This is a genomic window from Nonomuraea purpurea (assembly GCF_042650645.1).
GTDB lineage: Bacteria > Actinomycetota > Actinomycetes > Streptosporangiales > Streptosporangiaceae > Nonomuraea > Nonomuraea purpurea.
Map to the genome: position 1 here is coordinate 97,249 of NZ_JBHSBI010000006.1, position 16,698 is coordinate 113,946.

16 protein-coding genes and 1 tRNA gene are annotated in these 16,698 nt (G+C 70.1%); 5 read left to right on the plus strand and 12 right to left on the minus strand.

Going from position 1 to position 16,698, the window contains the following annotated elements:
- Window positions 1-2: 2 nt before the first annotated feature.
- From ACFOY2_RS13895 to ACFOY2_RS13905, 3 genes are read left to right on the plus strand one after another with little or no spacing between them, the layout of a single operon-like run.
- Window positions 3-848 (plus strand): sulfotransferase domain-containing protein, encoded by an 846-nt coding sequence (locus ACFOY2_RS13895; protein WP_379528681.1) that lies wholly within the window; start codon window positions 3-5, stop codon window positions 846-848.
- Window positions 836-2,206, plus strand: a complete 1,371-nt coding sequence (locus tag ACFOY2_RS13900; protein ID WP_379528391.1) for a lipopolysaccharide biosynthesis protein — start codon at window positions 836-838, stop codon at window positions 2,204-2,206. The genes ACFOY2_RS13895 and ACFOY2_RS13900 overlap by 13 nt, the downstream gene beginning before the upstream one ends.
- The gene (locus tag ACFOY2_RS13905; RefSeq protein ID WP_379528392.1) at window positions 2,203-3,096 is read left to right on the plus strand and encodes a sulfotransferase; all 894 of its coding nucleotides are present in this window, start codon (window positions 2,203-2,205) and stop codon (window positions 3,094-3,096) included. Before ACFOY2_RS13900 ends, ACFOY2_RS13905 begins: the two co-directional genes overlap by 4 nt.
- Here ACFOY2_RS13905 and ACFOY2_RS13910 read toward each other — a convergent pair.
- The 12 genes from ACFOY2_RS13910 to ACFOY2_RS13965 form a co-directional block, all read right to left on the minus strand.
- A complete protein-coding gene (locus ACFOY2_RS13910; protein ID WP_379528393.1) occupies window positions 3,047-3,820 on the minus strand; it encodes a WecB/TagA/CpsF family glycosyltransferase in 774 nt (257 codons plus the stop codon). The two genes, ACFOY2_RS13905 and ACFOY2_RS13910, sit on opposite strands and share 50 nt — an antisense overlap.
- A 305-nt stretch (window positions 3,821-4,125) precedes the next feature.
- Window positions 4,126-5,013 (minus strand): glycosyltransferase family 2 protein, encoded by an 888-nt coding sequence (locus ACFOY2_RS13915; RefSeq protein ID WP_379528394.1) that lies wholly within the window; start codon window positions 5,011-5,013, stop codon window positions 4,126-4,128.
- Window positions 5,010-5,771: a sulfotransferase gene (locus tag ACFOY2_RS13920; protein ID WP_379528395.1), complete on the minus strand. Its 762-nt coding sequence runs from the start codon at window positions 5,769-5,771 to the stop codon at window positions 5,010-5,012. The genes ACFOY2_RS13915 and ACFOY2_RS13920 overlap by 4 nt, the downstream gene beginning before the upstream one ends.
- A 229-nt stretch (window positions 5,772-6,000) precedes the next feature.
- The gene (cysN, locus tag ACFOY2_RS13925) at window positions 6,001-7,263 is read right to left on the minus strand and encodes a sulfate adenylyltransferase subunit CysN (protein WP_379528396.1); all 1,263 of its coding nucleotides are present in this window, start codon (window positions 7,261-7,263) and stop codon (window positions 6,001-6,003) included.
- Between the two features lies 1 nt (window position 7,264).
- Entirely contained in the window at window positions 7,265-8,179 is a 915-nt protein-coding gene (gene cysD / locus ACFOY2_RS13930) for a sulfate adenylyltransferase subunit CysD (RefSeq protein WP_379528397.1), read from the minus strand.
- Window positions 8,180-8,197: 18 nt separating this feature from the next.
- On the minus strand, window positions 8,198-8,962 hold the full coding sequence (locus ACFOY2_RS13935; RefSeq protein ID WP_379528398.1) for a 3'(2'),5'-bisphosphate nucleotidase CysQ: 765 nt from the start codon (window positions 8,960-8,962) through the stop codon (window positions 8,198-8,200).
- Entirely contained in the window at window positions 8,962-10,401 is a 1,440-nt protein-coding gene (locus ACFOY2_RS13940; RefSeq protein WP_379528399.1) for a sugar transferase, read from the minus strand. Before ACFOY2_RS13940 ends, ACFOY2_RS13935 begins: the two co-directional genes overlap by 1 nt.
- A gap of 121 nt (window positions 10,402-10,522) precedes the next feature.
- Window positions 10,523-11,107: an aminoacyl-tRNA hydrolase gene (gene pth, locus ACFOY2_RS13945; RefSeq protein WP_379528400.1), complete on the minus strand. Its 585-nt coding sequence runs from the start codon at window positions 11,105-11,107 to the stop codon at window positions 10,523-10,525.
- A 57-nt stretch (window positions 11,108-11,164) separates the two neighbouring features.
- Window positions 11,165-11,776 carry a 50S ribosomal protein L25/general stress protein Ctc gene (locus ACFOY2_RS13950; protein ID WP_379528401.1) on the minus strand — a complete coding sequence of 204 codons (612 nt, stop codon included), beginning with the start codon at window positions 11,774-11,776 and terminating at the stop codon, window positions 11,165-11,167.
- Window positions 11,777-11,878: 102 nt separating this feature from the next.
- Window positions 11,879-12,856 (minus strand): ribose-phosphate diphosphokinase, encoded by a 978-nt coding sequence (locus tag ACFOY2_RS13955; protein WP_379528402.1) that lies wholly within the window; start codon window positions 12,854-12,856, stop codon window positions 11,879-11,881.
- Window positions 12,853-14,304 (minus strand): bifunctional UDP-N-acetylglucosamine diphosphorylase/glucosamine-1-phosphate N-acetyltransferase GlmU, encoded by a 1,452-nt coding sequence (glmU, locus tag ACFOY2_RS13960; protein ID WP_379528403.1) that lies wholly within the window; start codon window positions 14,302-14,304, stop codon window positions 12,853-12,855. The genes ACFOY2_RS13955 and glmU overlap by 4 nt, the downstream gene beginning before the upstream one ends.
- Before the next feature lie 127 nt (window positions 14,305-14,431).
- Window positions 14,432-14,503: transfer RNA gene (locus ACFOY2_RS13965), tRNA-Gln, on the minus strand.
- A 298-nt stretch (window positions 14,504-14,801) separates the two neighbouring features.
- Here ACFOY2_RS13965 and ACFOY2_RS13970 point away from each other — a divergent pair.
- Both ACFOY2_RS13970 and ACFOY2_RS13975 read left to right on the plus strand, forming a co-directional pair.
- Window positions 14,802-15,740, plus strand: coding sequence for an acyl-CoA desaturase (locus ACFOY2_RS13970; RefSeq protein WP_379528404.1), 939 nt, complete (start codon window positions 14,802-14,804; stop codon window positions 15,738-15,740).
- 43 nt (window positions 15,741-15,783) lie between these two features.
- Window positions 15,784-16,680: a TetR/AcrR family transcriptional regulator gene (locus tag ACFOY2_RS13975; protein WP_379528682.1), complete on the plus strand. Its 897-nt coding sequence runs from the start codon at window positions 15,784-15,786 to the stop codon at window positions 16,678-16,680.
- Window positions 16,681-16,698: the final 18 nt, after the last annotated feature.

The window sequence follows — 16,698 nt, forward strand, 5'->3', positions numbered from 1 at the left end:
CCATGAAGCGGTCGGTGTTGTCGCTGTCGCGGGCCACGGGCCGGTTCACGTCGGCGGCGCGGGTGCTGCCGACGTTCCTGATCGTCGGGGCGCAGCGGTGCGGCACGACCTCGATGTACCGGGCGCTGGCGGAGCATCCGCTGCTGCTCAAGCCGGTGCTGCACAAGGGCGTGCACTACTTCGACGTCGACTACTCGCGGGGATTGTCCTGGTATCAGGCGCACTTCCCGTTGCGGGTGGGCGCGGCGCTGCTCGCACATCGGTACGGCATGCGTCCGCAGGCGTTTGAGTCGTCCCCCTATTACCTGTTCCATCCGCTGGCCGGGGAGCGGATCGCGGCCGACCTGCCCGGCGTGAAGCTGATCGTGCTGGTGCGCGACCCGGTCGAGCGGGCCTGCTCGGCGCACGCCCACGAGCTGGCCAGGGGGTTCGAGACCGAGTCCCACTTCGAGTACGCCATCGAGCTGGAGGCGCGGCGGCTGGCAGGGGCCGAGGACCTGCTGCGGGAGGACCCCTTCTCCACGCACCGCTCGCATCGTCACCACGCCTACCTGGCGCGTGGGCGCTACGCCGACCAGCTCGAACGGCTGGAGCCGCTGATCGGGCGCGAGCGGATCCTGGTATTGGACAGCCACGAGTTCTTCGCCGAGCCGGAGACGGCCTATGACCGGGTGCTGGACTTCCTCGGGGTGCCGCACATGGGCTATCCGGAGTTCGAGCGGCACAACGGCAGGCCGCTGCCCCGGCGGGTGCCCCGCGTGCTGGAGGAGGCGCTGCGAGAGCAATTCGAGCCGTACGACGCGCGGCTGGTGCGGTGGCTGGGCGGTGCGCCCTCGTGGCGGCGGTGACCAGGGGCTCGGTCGCGGGGGTCATGGGGGCGGTTTTCTCCGCGCTCGCCCAGTTCGTCCTGGTCGTGGTGGTGACCAGGGCGTTTCCCGCATCGGAGGCCGGGGCGTTCTTCACGGCGACCGCGCTGGCGCTGATGGCGGCCGGGGTGGCGAAGCTGGATGCGGGGAACGGGCTCGTGTACGTCATCGCGCGGACTTCTGGTCATCACGGCATTTCCGGATATATCCGGGCGGCGCTCGTGCCCTGCCTGGTGGCCGCGTCGGCCGCCGGGGTGCTGCTGTACCCACGGCTCGGCGTGCTGGCCGTGCTGCTGCCGGTCATGGTGGCGGGCGACGTGCTGCTGGCCGCCACGCGGGGCTTCGGGACCATGCGACCCACCGTGCTGCTGGACGGGTTGCTCCTGCCCGCCTGCCAGCTCTGCCTCGTCACCTGGGCGGCGCTGACCGGGGCCGCCGGGTGGCTGCCGCCGGCATGGGGGGCGCCGTACCTGCTGCTGCCCATCCTGGCGGGCGCGGCGCTACGACACTCGTCCCGGACGCCGCGGGGGCAAGGGCTGCCGCGCTCGCCTGGCATGGCGCCGCAGCGGTCGTGCCTGGCGCGGGGGCAAGGGGTGCCACGGTCGCACCCGCCTGACGTGGCAGCGCAGCGGTCGTCCCTGGCGCTGCGACGCTCGTACCTGCCCGGGGCGGCGCGGGACCTGTGGCGTCACACCGCGCCGCGCGCGGTCGCGGGGGCGATCCAGGCGGTGTTCCAGCGGCTGGACGTCGTGATCGTCGCCCTGCTCGCCGGGCCCGCGCAGGCCGCCGTCTACACGGCCGCCACCCGGTTCAAGGTCGTGGGGCAGCTCGCCAACCAGGGGCTGGCGCAGGCCGTGCAACCCCGGCTGGTCAGGGCGCTGGCCGACGGCGAGCCGGAGCGGGCCTGTGAGCTGTACCAGACGACCACCGCCTGGCTGGTGCTGCTCACGTGGCCGGTGTGGGTGGCCTACGCGGCGCTCGCACCGTGGCTGCTGACGGTGTTCGGGCCCTCGTACGGGGCGGCGGTCCCGGTGGCGCTGGTGCTGGCCGGGACGATGATGGTGGCCACGGCCTGCGGGATGGTCGACGTGGTGCTGACGGCCGCCGGACATACCAGCACGAGCCTGGTCAACCTGGTGGCCGCGATCTGCTGCACCGTGGCGCTGGACGTGGCGCTGGTCCCTTCGCAAGGGGCGTTCGGGGCGGTCGTCGGCTGGTCGGCGGGCGTGCTCGTGAAGAACCTGCTGCCCTTGTGGCAGCTCCATCGGCGATACGGGCTGCACCCGTTCGGGCGGCACACCCTGGCGGCGCTGCGGCCCCGTGCGTGGGCGGCGGCGTGAACGGCCCGCCCGTCCTGGTGACGGGGCTGCCCAGGAGCGGCACGAGCTGGACCGGCAGGATGCTCACGGCCGGCGGACTGATCTACGTCAACGAGCCGCTCAACCCGCAACACCCGCCAGGCCGCTGCCCAGGGGTGCTCAAGGCCGCCGTGACCCATCGATTCCAGTACATCTGCGACGACAACACCGCCGACTGGCTGCCCGCCTTCCGCGACACCGCAGCCCTGCGTTACCGCTGGCTCGCCGAACTGCGCGCCAACCACTCCCCCTACGACCTGGCCCGCCTGCTGCGCTACGGCACCGCCTTCGCCTACGGTCGGCTCACCGGACGGCGGGCGCTGCTGGACGATCCGTTCGCGGTGCTGAGCGCGGGCTGGTTCGCGGCGCGGCTGGGATGCCGGGTGATCGCGCTGGTTCGGGATCCGGTGTCGTTCGTGGCGAGCTGGCAGCGGCTCGGGTGGACGGTCGACCCGCGCGAACTGCTCGACCAGCCGCTGCTCGTCCGCGACCATCCCGAAGTGCTGGAGCTGAGGGCCCTCACCGGCTCCGCGGACCCGCTCGCCACGGCGGCCACCCTGTGGCGGGTCACCCGCGCGGTCCTGGCCCGCACGCCGGGGATCCTCCTCACCTCGTACGAGTCGCTGGCCGCCGACCCGCTGCCCGGCTTCCGTTCCCTGTACACCTACGCGGGCCTCCCCTGGACGGCCGCCGCCGAACGCCGCATCACCCGGGCCTGCACGGGCCCCTCTGGCGGGGCCGCGTTCACCTGGTCCGGGCTGTCGCGGACGGCGTACCGGCGCATGGACTCGCGCCGCGCCCTCGACCACGCCGCCCGCGGCCTCACCCCCGCCGAGGTGAGCCGCGTCCGCGCCCTGACCGGCCAGGGGTGAACCTGAGACGGGCGGCCAGGCAGCCGGTCAGCAGCCGTGCCGCGAACGGCAGGTCATCGACCAGGTACCGGCGTGCCAGCCGTCCCGGCTCGCGGCTGAGACGGAACACCCACTCCAGCCCGGCTCCGCGCATCCACTCCGGGGCCCTGGGAAGCGTGCCCGCCGCGAAGGCGATCGCCGCCCCGCACCCCAGGAACCACGTGTGCGGCAGGTGTCGCCGCAGGTCGGCGATGAGCCGGTCCTGCTTGGGGAAGCCGAGCCCGACGAAGACGAGCCGGGGGCGGGCGGCGACCACCTTCCGCCGCACCAGCTCGATCCCGGCCGGAGTCTGGTCGAAGCCGTAGGGCGGGGCGTGCACGCCGCACACCTTCAGCCCGGGGTGGCGGCTCGTGAGCGTGTCCGCGGCCCTGCCCGCCACGCCCGGCGGGCCGCCGAGCAGGTAGACGGGGTGAGCGCGGCGGGCGGCCAGGCGGCTCAGCGACCAGATGAGGTCGGCTCCGGTGACGCGTTCCGGCAGCGGCCTGCCCAGCAGCCTGGCCGCCCACACCAGCGGCATCCCGTCGGCCACGACCAGGTCGGCCGAGCACACGAGCTCTCTGAGGGCGGGATCGGCGGCGACGGCGCGGCAGATGTCGACGTTGGGGGTCACGATGCGACCGCCCCTGCCGCGTTCCAGCTCACGCTCCACCCACCGGACCGCCTCCCGCTCGGTGACCGCGTCCACCCCCACCCCACCCACCCACACCCGCCCCGGCAAACACTCGGAGACGGGACCCGGGTCCTGCGGGCAACCAGAGGCGGCAACGACCGCGTCCTCCCGCACCCGCCCCACACCTGACAGCCGCTCAGAGACAGCAGCAGAGACCGGAGCCTGAAGGCGATCGGAGACGGCGGCGGCGACCGTACCCGGCGGACGGCCGGAGGCACCGACAGCAATCGAAACCTGGGGGCAGCCGGAGGCGGCGGCGGGCGGAGACGGCGGGGGGTCGGAGGTGGTGGGGGCCGGGGTGGGCCGTCCGTCGGGGCGGGTCAAATGCCGTGTCCACGGTTGTGCAGCAGGGACAGCATGGCCGGCGCGGAGATCAGCCCTGCCGCCACCGCGAGTGCGAGCGGCGCCCGGGGTTCGCCGGGCCGGGCCGCGAATGTGCGGCCCGCCCAGCGGACGGCCTCGCGCCGGTGGCCCAGGGCCGCGTGGCCGAAGGCGAGCTGACCGTAGACGCGGGCCGCCCCGCGCGAATCGGCCGCCAGTTCGGGGTGCCGGGCGAGCATCCATTGGAGCCCGGCGATCCGGTCCGCCCAGCGGGCGACATAGTGGGATCCGCCCCACCGCACCCGTACGAGCGGCCGGTCGACGTGGACGATCGGCTGCTGTTTGGCGGCACGCAGGGCGAGGTCCCAGTCCTCGTTCTGCCCGGCGGGCGCGCTTTCGTCGACCCAGAGCCCGCCGCGTTCGAACAGGAACGTCGACGAATGCACCATCACCATCCGCGACCGCGTCAGATCGGCGGCGGTCACGACGGAGGCCCCTGCCAGGCGGGCCACCCGCCGTCGGCCGTGCTCGACCTCGATCGCGCAACTGGCGAACGTGCCCCGGCCGCGCAACGCCCGTTCCTGGGCGGCGAGTTTGCCCGGCAGCCACACGTCGTCGTCGTCACAGAAGGCGATCAGGTCGGTGTCGCAGGCGGCGATGCCGGTGTTGCGCGCCCCCGGCAGCCCGGGCGTGAGCCGATTGTCCAGGACGCGGACGGGAACGTCGGCGATCTGCTCGGCGACCTCCTCGGGATCGGCCCCGTCGGCCACCACGGCCAGGGACAACCTCCCTGGGTAGTCCTGGGCGAGCACGCCGGTGACGGCCTCGCGGAGCTGGGCGGGCCGGTCGCCGCGGGTGGGGATCACCACGCCCACGGAACGGCTCACGCCGTCGCCCCGCAGTAGCCGTACCTGGCTCTGAGCGGCAGCGTGAGCGCGTTGACCAGCCGCCGATGCCCCTCGGGCAGCCCCGGCACCCACGAATCGTCCCTGCGCAGCTCCACACGCCCCACGTGGAAGCGCATCGGGTTGCCGGAGACGGTGTGCGAGGGCCCGAGCCACGCGGTGTGCCCCTCAAGGAACGGGAAATCGGGCCCGGCGGCCAGGCCGAGCTGCCCGAGCAGCGCGGCGAAGGTGTCCACCGGCGCGTCGAGCAGGTCTTCGTAGCGGACCCTGATCACGCGGCCCCCGCGCCCGGGGAGCAGTTCCATGGCCGCGTTCTGGGCCGCCCAGTGGATCGCGGTGCGGGCGGGCCCCCAGCGGGTCATCGGCCGCCCGTCCTCGGGGCGGGGCACGGTCTTGCCCCACGAGTGGGCGACGGCCCTGGGGTCTCTGACGACGTGCACGATCCGCAGGTCGACCCCGCCGGCCAGCAGGCAGCAGGCCAGGGACGCGTGCTTGCTGGAGTCGATCACGACGGGCGTGTCGGCGGCCTCGTACACGAGCTTGTACGCCTGCGTGTACTCGGCCAGGTCACGATGCGCGATGTGGGTGATTCTGCGGGTGCGGTCGACCTTATGCCGGAGAGCAAGGATACGTCGCGCGTGCCCACGCGACCATCCACCGAAAGCACGCTCCCCCACCTGCCGCCAGAAGGCGCAGGCCGGAAAGGCCGTACCGCACCCGCAGAGCTCCTCCGCGAGCACCCCTCTCTCCCAAAGGTGCACAACCTCACCGAGAGCGGTCACTCCTGGGACCTCCCCCAAGAGCCTCTCCAGGAGTGTGGTGCCGCTTCGCCCCAATCCGCCCAAGTAGACCACCCGGATTGGGTTCGCTCGGTAGGTCACGGAGGAGAGCCTTCGCGTCGTGTACGGAACGCGATGACTCTATCGCCCTGAGTAATCAGACGGTAACGGAACCTCTAAAGATCTACCTTCAGCGCGCGTCGATGACCATACCGGCGCCGACCGTGCCGTTCGTGGCCTCGTCCACCAGGATGAAGCCGCCCGTGAGCCGGTTGCGCGCGTAGTCGTCCACGAACAGCGGCTGCGTGACGCGCAGGGACACCCGCCCGATCTCGTTGAGTGACAGCGCGGTCGCCTCCTCGTCGCGGTGCAGGGTGTTGACGTCGAGCCGGTAGTGCAGGTCGCGGACGAGGGCGCGGGCCGTACGGGTGGTGTGCTTGATCGTCAGCTTGGAGCGCGGCGTCAGCTTGAGCCCGTCGGCCATCCAGCAGACCATCGCCTCCAGGTCCTGCGACACGCTCGGCTGGTTGTTGGGGCGGGCGATCATGTCGCCGCGTGAGATGTCGAGGTCGTCCTCGAAGCGCAGCGTCACCGACATCGGCGGGAACGCCTCCTCCACCGGCCCGTCGAAGGTGTCGATCGAGGCGATGCGGGTGGTCAGCCCGGACGGCATGTGCACGACCTCGTCGCCCGGCTTCAGCACGCCGCCCGCCACCTGCCCGGCGTAGCCTCGGTAGTCGTGGAAGGCGTGGTCGTTGGCCCGCTGGGGACGGATCACGTACTGGACGGGGAAGCGCACGTCGACCAGGTTGCGGTCGGAGGCGATGTGCACGTTCTCCAGGTGGTGCAGCAGCGACGAGCCGAGGTACCACGGCATGTTCTCCGACCGCGAGACCACGTTGTCGCCGTTGAGCGCCGAAATAGGAATGAAGGTCAGGTCGGAGACGTTCAGCTTCGACGCGAACGCCGTGAACTCCTCCCTGATCTCCTCGAACCGCTCCTGCGAGTAGTCGACCAGGTCCATCTTGTTGACGGCCAGCACCAGGTGCGGCACGCGCAGCAGCGTGGTCAGGAACGCGTGCCTGCGCGACTGCTCCAGCACGCCCTTGCGCGCGTCGATGAGGATGATCGCCAGGTCGGCCGTGGACGCGCCGGTGACCATGTTGCGGGTGTACTGGATGTGGCCGGGCGTGTCGGCGATGATGAACTTGCGCTTGGGCGTGGCGAAATAGCGGTAGGCCACGTCGATCGTGATGCCCTGCTCCCGCTCGGCCCGCAACCCGTCGGTCAGCAGCGACAGGTCGGTGTACTCGGTGCCCCGGTCGCGCGAGGTGCGCTCGACGGCCTCAAGCTGGTCCTCGAAGATCGCCTTGGAGTCGAAGAGCAACCGTCCGATGAGGGTGGACTTGCCGTCGTCGACGCTTCCCGCAGTGGCAAAGCGCAGGATGTCCATATTAGAAGTAGCCCTCTCGCTTCCGGTCTTCCATGGCGGCTTCCGACGAGCGGTCGTCGGCCCTGGTGGCCCCCCGCTCGGTGATCCGGGTGGCCGCGATCTCCTCGATGATCTCTTCGACCGTGGCGGCCGTGGACTGCACGGCGCCCGTGCAGGTCATGTCGCCCACGGTGCGGTAGCGCACCACGGCCTCGAACAAGGGCTCGTCCTCGCCGCGTGAGACGACGTCGGAGTCGGGCAGCAGCATGCCGTCGCGCTCGAACACCTTGCGGGTGTGGGCGAAGTAGATGGAGGGGATCTCGATGCCCTCGCGCCTGATGTAGTCCCAGACGTCGAGCTCGGTCCAGTTGGACAGCGGGAAGACGCGGATGTGCTCGCCCTTGCGGATGCGCGAGTTGTAGAGGTTCCACAGCTCGGGACGCTGGTTCTTCGGGTCCCACTGGCCGAAGTCGTCGCGGAAGGAGAACACCCGCTCCTTGGCCCTGGCCTTCTCCTCGTCGCGCCGCGCGCCGCCGAAGACCGCGTCGAACTCGTGCTCCTCGATCCCGTCGAGCAGCGTGGTGGTCTGCAGGCGGTTGCGGGAGGCGCGCCGCCCGGTCTCCTCCACGACGCGGCCCTGGTCGATGGAGTCCTGGACGCTGGCCACGATCAGCCGCGCGCCGAGCTCGGCCGAGCGCCGGTCACGGAAGTCGATGACTTCGTCGAAGTTGTGGCCGGTGTCGACGTGCATCAGCGGGAACGGGATCGGCGCGGGCCAGAACGCCTTCTCCGCGATCCGGAGCATGACGATCGAGTCCTTGCCCCCGGAGAAGAGCAAACAGGGACGCTCGAACTCCGCGGCCACCTCGCGCATGATGTGGACGGCTTCGGCTTCGAGGACGTCGAGCTGCGACGTTGTGTAGTCGCGCTGGAGCATGGGAGCTTCCTCCGGCGGTTAGCGATGCAGGTCCCGAATCCCGGCGAGCAGGGATGTCGCCAGCTCCGGTAGGGAAACCAGAATATCTGGTAGTGACGGGTCGGCTTGGTTGTAGACGGGCTCGGAGCCGTCGATCCGGCTCACGTGGGCCCCCGCGGCCAGGGCGACGGCGACCGGCGCGGCGGAATCCCATTCGTACTGGCCACCGGCGTGTACGTACGCCTCGACCTCACCGGTGAGCACCGCCGAGATCTTGGCTCCCGCCGAGCCGATCGGCACCAGGTCGGCGCCGGCGAGGTAGGCCAGCTTCTGCACGAACTCGGGCGGCCTGGTGCGGCTCACCGCGATCCTGAAGCGGCCTTTGTCGTAGGCGGGCAGCTTGGGCGGCTCGGCGGTGGTCAGCGTGCGCCCCTGGGCGGGCAGCGCCACGGCCCCGGCGACCAGCTTGCCGCGCTCCCACAACGCCACGTGCACGGCCCAGTCGGACCTGCCTTCTTCTGCGAACTCCCGGGTGCCGTCCAGGGGATCGACGATCCACACCCTTTCGGCGCTCAGCCTGCGCGGATCGAGGCGTTCCTCGCGGGTGGCCTCCTCCGACAGCACGCTGTCGGAGGGCCGCAGCCGCGCCAGCGCCTCCATCAGGAAGAGGTGCGAGGCCCGGTCGCCCTCGGCCCGCAGCGCGGACGAGTCGCCGAACCCCGTGTCCTCGCGAATCCGCAGCAGCCTCTCGCCTGCCTCGCTCGCCAGGTCGGCGGCGAGGGCGTGATCATCGCGAATCGTCATCAATAAGCTCCTTGCCCGCGGGCGACAGCCGACCAAGTCTTCCACAGGATCTGGAGGTCCAGCGTGAGGGACCAGTTCTCCACGTAACGCAGGTCGAGACGTACGGATTCCTCCCAAGATAGGTCAGATCTCCCACTGACCTGCCACAGCCCGGTCAGCCCGGGGCGTACGAGGAGACGTCTGCGCACGTCGTCGCCGTAACGCGCCACCTCCTCCGGCAGCGGCGGACGCGGGCCGACGAGCGACATGTGGCCGAGGACGACGTTGATGAGCTGAGGCAACTCGTCGAGCGAGTGGCGGCGCATCAGCGTGCCGAGCGGCGTGACGCGCGGATCGTTCCTGATCTTGAAGAGCAGCCCGTCGCGGTCGCTCACGAGCGTGATCTTCTGCTTCTCCGAACCGCGCCGCATGGTGCGGAACTTCAGGATCGTGAACACCCTGCCGTCCCTGCCCACCCTGGTCTGCCTGAACAGCGCCGGCCCCGGGCTCGTCACGCGTACGGCGACCGCCAGCGCCCCCAGCACGGGCGTCAGCAGCACGAGCAGCCAGACGGCCACGAGCCGGTCGAAGACGTTCTTGACCAGTTGCCTGGCGCCGGCCAGTTCGGGGTGCTCCACGTGCAGCAGCGGCAGCCCGGCGACGGGCCTGATCGTGGTGCGCGGGCCCGCCACGTCCATCAGCGCGGGGGCGACGACCAGTTCGGTGTGGGTGCGCTCCAGCCGCCAGGCCAGCCGCCGCAGGGCCTGGCCGTCCATCTCGGGGCAGGCCAGCACGGCCACGGTGTCGGCGCCCCGCTGGTCGACCACGAGCGGCACGTCGCTGAGGTCTCCCGCCACGGGCACCCCGTTCACGTGCTCGTCGCAGGCGCCGCCGGGCAGGCAGGCGGCCACGACGTCCATGCCGTGGTGGCGCTCCTCGCGCAGCAGTTCGACCAGCTCGGCGACCGAGGCCGCGTGCCCGACCGCGACGACCTTGCGCATGCACCGGCCCGATGCCCTGCGGCGGTGCAGCCCCCGGCGCAGGGCGTAGCGGAAGAGCAGGGTGACGAGCGTGACGAGCGGCAGCGCGAGCACCACGTAGCCGCGGGCGACGTCGGCCTTGGTGAGGTAGGAGCCGATGGCGGTGCCCGCGGTCAGGGCGACGCCCGACTGCATGACCCTGCGGAACTCCTCGGAGCCCTCTCCGAGCATGCGCGGCTCATAGGCCCTGCTCAGCGCCACGGCGCAGCTCCACACGAGCGGGAGGGCCAGGCTGACCAGCAGGTACGGCAGCACGTACGGCGTGAAGGCCCCGAACCTGACCAGGAACGCCGTCGCCGCCCCCAGCCCCGCCCCGCACAGGTCGGCCAGCACGGCGCACCGGCGGTAGGTCCGCACCCAGGGGGGCGTGTGCGGGCTCACACGCCAGGAGGGCGCATGGCCGGATCTGACGACGGTCATGAGCCCCTCACCGCGAGCTTGGCCGCGCACGCACGCCTCCAGGTGACCATTCCCGAACGAATAGTCACCGACTGTAGCCGCGCGAAAAGCAGAGGAAAGGGCGAACGAACCTATGCGGTGATCAGCGTGGAGGGCCCGAAATGTTCAGATCGGCCCGGTGGAAGTCGTTCTGGGTGGCTTCGAGACCGCGCTCCATCAGCGACTCCACGATGTCGGCCGCCCGGTCGACGAGGAAGGGCAGATCCTTGCGCTCGGCCGTGGCGAAGTCTTTGAGCACGAAGGTCGCGGGGTCCATACGCCCCGGCGGCCGACCGATGCCGAAGCGGACCCGCAGGTAGTCGCGGGTGCCGAGGACCTTGGTGATCGACTTGAGTCCGTTGTGGCCGTTGTCGCCGCCGCCGAGCTTGGCCCGCAGCGCGCCGTAGGGCACGTCGAGCTCGTCGTGGACGACGATCAGCCGCTCGGGGCCGACCTTGTAGAAGTCGCAGAGCGCCTTGACGGGCCCTCCGGACAGGTTCATGTACGTCAGAGGCTTGGCCAGGATGGCCGGGCGCGTCTCGCAGATCTCGGCCCTGCTCTTGTGGGCCTTGAAGCGCCCGCTCGCCCTGGCGGCGAGCTCGTCGAGCACCATGAAGCCGGCGTTGTGCCGGTTGCCGGCGTATTCGGGCCCCGGATTGCCCAGTCCGGCGATCAGCCAGCGGTCCATGTGCTCCCCTCGCGAACAGCGGAACGGGGCGGCCCTCGCCGCCCCGTTCGTCCCTGACTACTCGGCGGAAGCCTCGGCGGCCTCGCCCACGACGGACGGAGCCTCCACGCCCTCCTCCGCCTCCGGAGCCTCGACCGGCTTGGCGGTGACCTGGAGGATGACGGCCTCGGCGTCGGCGGCCAGCGTGGCGCCCTGCGGGAGCCGGAGCTGACCGGCGGTGATCACGGTGCCGATCTCCAGACCGTCGACGTCGACCTCGACGCCGGTCGGGATGTGGGTGGCCTCGGCCTCGACGGCGATGGAGACGAGCTGCTGGTCGAGCAGGCCGTCGGAGTGGACGTCGCCGACCGTGGTGACCGGGATCTCGACGGTGACCTTCTCGCCGCGCTTGACCAGGAGCAGGTCGACGTGCTCGACGAAGCCCTTGATCGGGTCGCGCTGCACGCCCTTGGGCAGTGCGAGCTCGTCGACGCCCTCACCCTTGAGGTGGATCAGCACGTTGGGCGTGCGGAGCGCCAGCAGCACCTCGTGGCCCGGCAGGGTCAGGTGCTTGGGGTCGATGCCGTGCCCGTAGAGGACGGCGGGCACCTTGTCGGCGCGACGGATCTTGCGGGCGGCGCCCTTGCCGAACGTGGTGCGCGACTCTGCGGCAATGCGAACTTCGGACACGACATCTCCTAGGGATGCTCGGGGTTACTGATCGTCGGACGCTCTCCCTCACCCGCCCTAGCGGAAGGCATTACGAGCCCGACACAAACAAGTTTATAGGTGTCAGGTGTCACCCTCGAACAAGCTCGTGACCGAGCCGTCCTGGAAGATCTCGGTGATCGCGCGACCGATCAGCGGCGCGATCGACAACACGGTGAGTTTGTCGAACCTGTTGGCCGCCGACAACGGCAGCGTGTTGGTGACGATGACCTCGGAGATGCGGGAGTTCTTCAGCCGGTCGACGGCGGGGTCGGAGAAGACCGCGTGGGTGGCGGCGACGATCACGTTGGTCGCGCCCTGCTCGTAGAGGGCGTCGGAGGCCTTGCAGATCGTGCCCGCGGTGTCGATCATGTCGTCGATCAGCACACAGGTACGACCGCGGACCGTTCCGACGACCTCGCTGACCTTCACGGTGTTGGCCACGTCGAGGTCGCGGCGCTTGTGGATGAAGGCCAGCGGCGTGCCGAGCGTGTCGGCCCAGCGCTCCGACAGCCGCACGCGGCCGGTGTCTGGCGAGACGACGGTGGTGCTCTCCAGGTCGAGCTTGTTCTTGAGGTAGTTCTCCAGGACCGGCATGGCGAACAGATGGTCGACGGGGCCGTCGAAGAAGCCCTGGATCTGGGAGGTGTGCAGGTCGATCGACATGAGCCGGTCGGCGCCGGCGGTCTTGAACAGGTCGGCCATGAGCCTGGCCGTGATGGGCTCGCGACCTCGGCCCTTCTTGTCCTGGCGGGCGTAGCCGAAGAACGGCATGACCACGGTGATGCGCTTGGCGGAGGCCCGCTTCAGCGCGTCGACCATGATGAGCTGTTCCATGATCCACTTGTTGATGGGTCCGGTGTGGCTCTGGATGACGAAGGCGTCGCAGCCGCGTACGGACTCCAGGTAGCGGGCGTAGATCTCGCCGTTGGCGAAGTCGATGAGTTTGGTGGGGGTCAGCGAGACGCCGACGTGCTCGGCGACCTCTTCGGCCAGCTCTGGATAGGCCCGGCCGGAGAAGAGCATGAGGTTCTTCTCACCGGGCTGTTTGATGCTGGTCACTGCTCTCTCTCCTGCTGTGCTCGCTCGGCCAGCGCCCGCTCTGCGGCGGCGGCCGACTTGGTCCCTGCGCGCCTGCGCACGACCCATTTCTCGATGTTGCGCTGCCGCGCCCGCGCCACACCGATCGCGCCTGGGGGAACGTCCTCGATGATCGTCGAGCCCGCCGCCGTGTAGGCCCCGTCGTTGACCGTCACCGGGGCGACGAGCATGGTGTCGCAGCCGACGAAGGCGCCGTCACGCACGGTGGTGTGGTGCTTGTTGATCCCGTCGTAGTTGACGAAGACGGTGGAGGCCCCGATGTTGACGTCGTCGCCGATCGTGGCGTCCCCCGCGTAGGACAGGTGCGGCACCTTGGAACGCTCGCCGACCTTGGTGTTCTTCATCTCGACGAATGTGCCGGCCTTGGACTTGCGCCCCAGCACGGTGCCGGGGCGGAGGTAGGCGTAGGGGCCGACGTTGGCCTCGGGGCCGATCTCGGCGCTGTCGCAGACGGCGTTGCGCACGATCGCGCCCTCGCCGACGCGGGTGTCGGTGAGCGTGGAGGCGGGGCCGATCTCGGCGCCGGCCTCGATGACCGTCTCGCCGTGGAGTTGCGTGCCGGGGTGGATGACCGTGTCGGGGGCGATGCGCACGCTGACGTCGACCCACGTGCTGTCGGGGTCGACGACCGTGACGCCGGCGCGCATGTGGGCCTCAAGCAGGCGCTGGTTGAGCACCTTGCGGGCGGCGGCGAGCTGGACGCGGTTGTTGACGCCCTCGACCTCGACGAAGTCGTCGGCCACGCAGGCGCCGACCCGGTGGCCGTCGCCACGCAGGATGCCGAGCACGTCGGTGAGGTACTCCTCACCCTGGGCGTTGTCGGTGGACACGCGCTTGACGGCGTCGGCGAGCAGTTCGCCGTCGAAGGCGTAGATCCCGGAGTTCATCTCTCTGATGGCGCGCTGCTCGGGGCTGGCGTCCTTCTCCTCGACGATCTCCAGGACGGCGCCGGCCTCGTCGCGGATGATGCGCCCGTACCCGGTCGGGTCGGGCACCTCGGCCGTCAGCACGGTGACCGCGTTGCCGTCGGCCTGATGGCGTTCGAGCAGCTCGGCGAGGGTCTGGGGGCGCATGAGCGGCGTGTCACCGTAGGTGACCAGGACCGTGCCGGAGATCGTGCCGACCTCTTCGAGCGCGATGCGCACGGCGTGACCGGTGCCGCGCTGCTCCCGCTGGACGACGGCGCGCGCGTCGGGGCTGGTGGCGGCCAGGTGGCCGCCGACCCGCTCCAGAGCGTGGCCGATGACGACGATCAGCCGCTCGGGACCGAGGTCGCGGGCGGCCGCCAGCATATGGTCGACCAGGGCGCGCCCGCACAGCTCATGCAGGACTTTGGGGGTCTGGCTCTTCATCCGGGTGCCCTCGCCGGCGGCGAGGACGATGACGGCTGCCGGGCGTGGCACACTCACGGACTGAGGCTCCCTGTGACTGGACGGATCAGGGCTATTGGTACGTCTCTACCGCACCGCTACCCCCCCGACACCGTGAGGATACCTGGCCCTCATCCGGACGTTCCGCCCGGGGAGCGCCTCAGAGCTCCCGGAAGAGGATTCGAACCCCTATAAAGTGGACCAAAACCACTTGTCCTGCCGATTAGACGATCCGGGATAGATCGGACACGCGGTGTCCGACACAGCTTACGATACCGAGCCCGCGCCTCACCGCGCGCCCAAATAACACCGCACCCTCGCGTATCCCACGAACCCCCCAGGTTACGGGGGGTTGCTCGGCGCGTCGCTCCATAACAGAGCACTCAAAAAGGCGCAAGCCACGAATCCCACCCGTGTTGCCGGGCGATGCGTCACCTTCCCCACATTCACGGCTTAGGTCTTCCTTACTTACGCTAGCGTAGGTTACGGTTGCGTAGCCAGGACATACATCCCATACACACCCTTGGAGGTAGTCCATGACCGTTCTCACCGAGCGATCAGCCTCTGCCCCGAAGCCCGAGTTCGAACCCGAGCCCAAAACCAGGACAGAACTGATCACCTTCGGACTGGTCGTGGGGCTGCCCCTGATCGCGTTCGCGGCCGCGGTGCCGCTCGCCTGGGGATGGGGCCTCGGCTGGACGGACGTCGCGATCTTCTTCGTCTTCTACGTGGTCTCCGGCCTGGGCGTCACCGTCGGCCTGCACCGCTACTTCACGCACGGCTCGTTCAAGGCCAAGCGGCCGCTGAAGATCGCGCTGGGCATCGCCGGCTCCCTGTCGCTGGAGATGTCCGTGCTGGACTGGGTGGCCACGCACCGCAAGCACCACAAGTTCTCCGACAAGGAGGGCGACCCGCACTCGCCGTGGCGCTTCGGCCCCGGCTTCAAGTCGATGTCCAAGGGCCTGCTCTACGCCCACATGGGCTGGCTGTTCGAGAGCGAGCGGACCAACAGGGAGAAGTACGCCCCCGACCTGTGCAAAGACCCGGACGTCATGAAGCTGCACAAGTGGTTCGCCCCGCTCGCCCTGACCTCGATCGCGCTGCCCGGCGTGCTCGGCCTGCTGCTCACCTGGTCCTGGCAGGGCGCGCTGACCGCGCTGTTCTGGGGCTCGCTCGTCCGCATCGGCCTGCTGCACCACGTGACCTGGTCCATCAACTCCATCTGCCACGTCTTCGGCGAGGAGGACTTCCAGGTGCGCGACAAGTCGCGCAACGTGTGGTGGCTGGCCATCCCCTCCTTCGGCGAGTCGTGGCACAACCTGCACCACTCCGACCCGACCTGCGCCAGGCACGGCGTGCTCAAGGGCCAGATCGACCTGAGCGCCGGCCTCATCCGCATCTTCGAGAAGCTCGGCTGGGTCTACGACGTACGCTGGCCGACGCCCGAGCGCCTGGCGGCGAAGCGCATTGCCTGACGTCCATGATCCGGTGAGCGGCCGCGCGTCCGTGGCCGTCATTATGGAGACCGTGACCGAACCCCAATCTCGCAGGCGCATGTCCGGTAGAGAGCGACGAGAGCAGCTGGTCCACATCAGCCGCACGCTCTTCGCGGAGAAGGGGTTCGACGGGACCTCTGTCGAGGAGATCGCAGCTACCGCGCAGGTGTCGAAGCCCGTGGTGTACGAACACTTCGGCGGCAAGGAGGGCATCTACGCGGTCGTGGTCGACCGCGAGATGCAGAAGCTGCTCGGCATGATCACCGAAGCGCTCTCCGCCAGCCATTCCCTGGTCAAGCTGGAACGGGCGGCGCTGGCCCTGCTGCAGTACATCGAGGAGAGCAGCGAGGGCTTTCGCATCCTGGTGCGCGACTCGCACGCCGCCTCGGGCACGGGCACGTTCGCGAGCCTGATCAGCGAGATCGCCAGCCAGGTCGAGGACGTGCTGGCCGACGAGTTCTCCGCCCGCGGCTACGACCCCAAGCTCGCGCCGATGTACGCCCAGATGCTGGTCGGCATGGTCGCGCTGACCGGCCAGTGGTGGCTCGACGTGCGCAAGCCGGGCCGCGAGGAGGTCGCCGCCCACCTGGTCAACCTGTCCTGGAACGGCCTGACCGGGCTGAACCCCAGCCCGGCGATCACCGCGGCCACCCGCGAGCAGGCGACTGCCAAGACGCGCACCACCGAGAGGGAGCTGCGCGAGCTGGAGAAGGCCCGCGAGAAGGAGTTCAAGGAGGCGGAGAAGGCCAGGGCGCGCGAGCTGAAGGAGGCCGAAAAGGCTCGCGTACGGGAGTTGAAAGAGCGCGAGCGGCTGCTGAAGGAGGCGGAGAAGGCCCACGAGCGCGAGGAGAAACTCCGTCAGCGGGAGGCCAGGCTGGCCGAGCGCGCCGCCCGCCTCGAACAGGTTGACCAGGAATGACACCTTGAACCCCAGGGC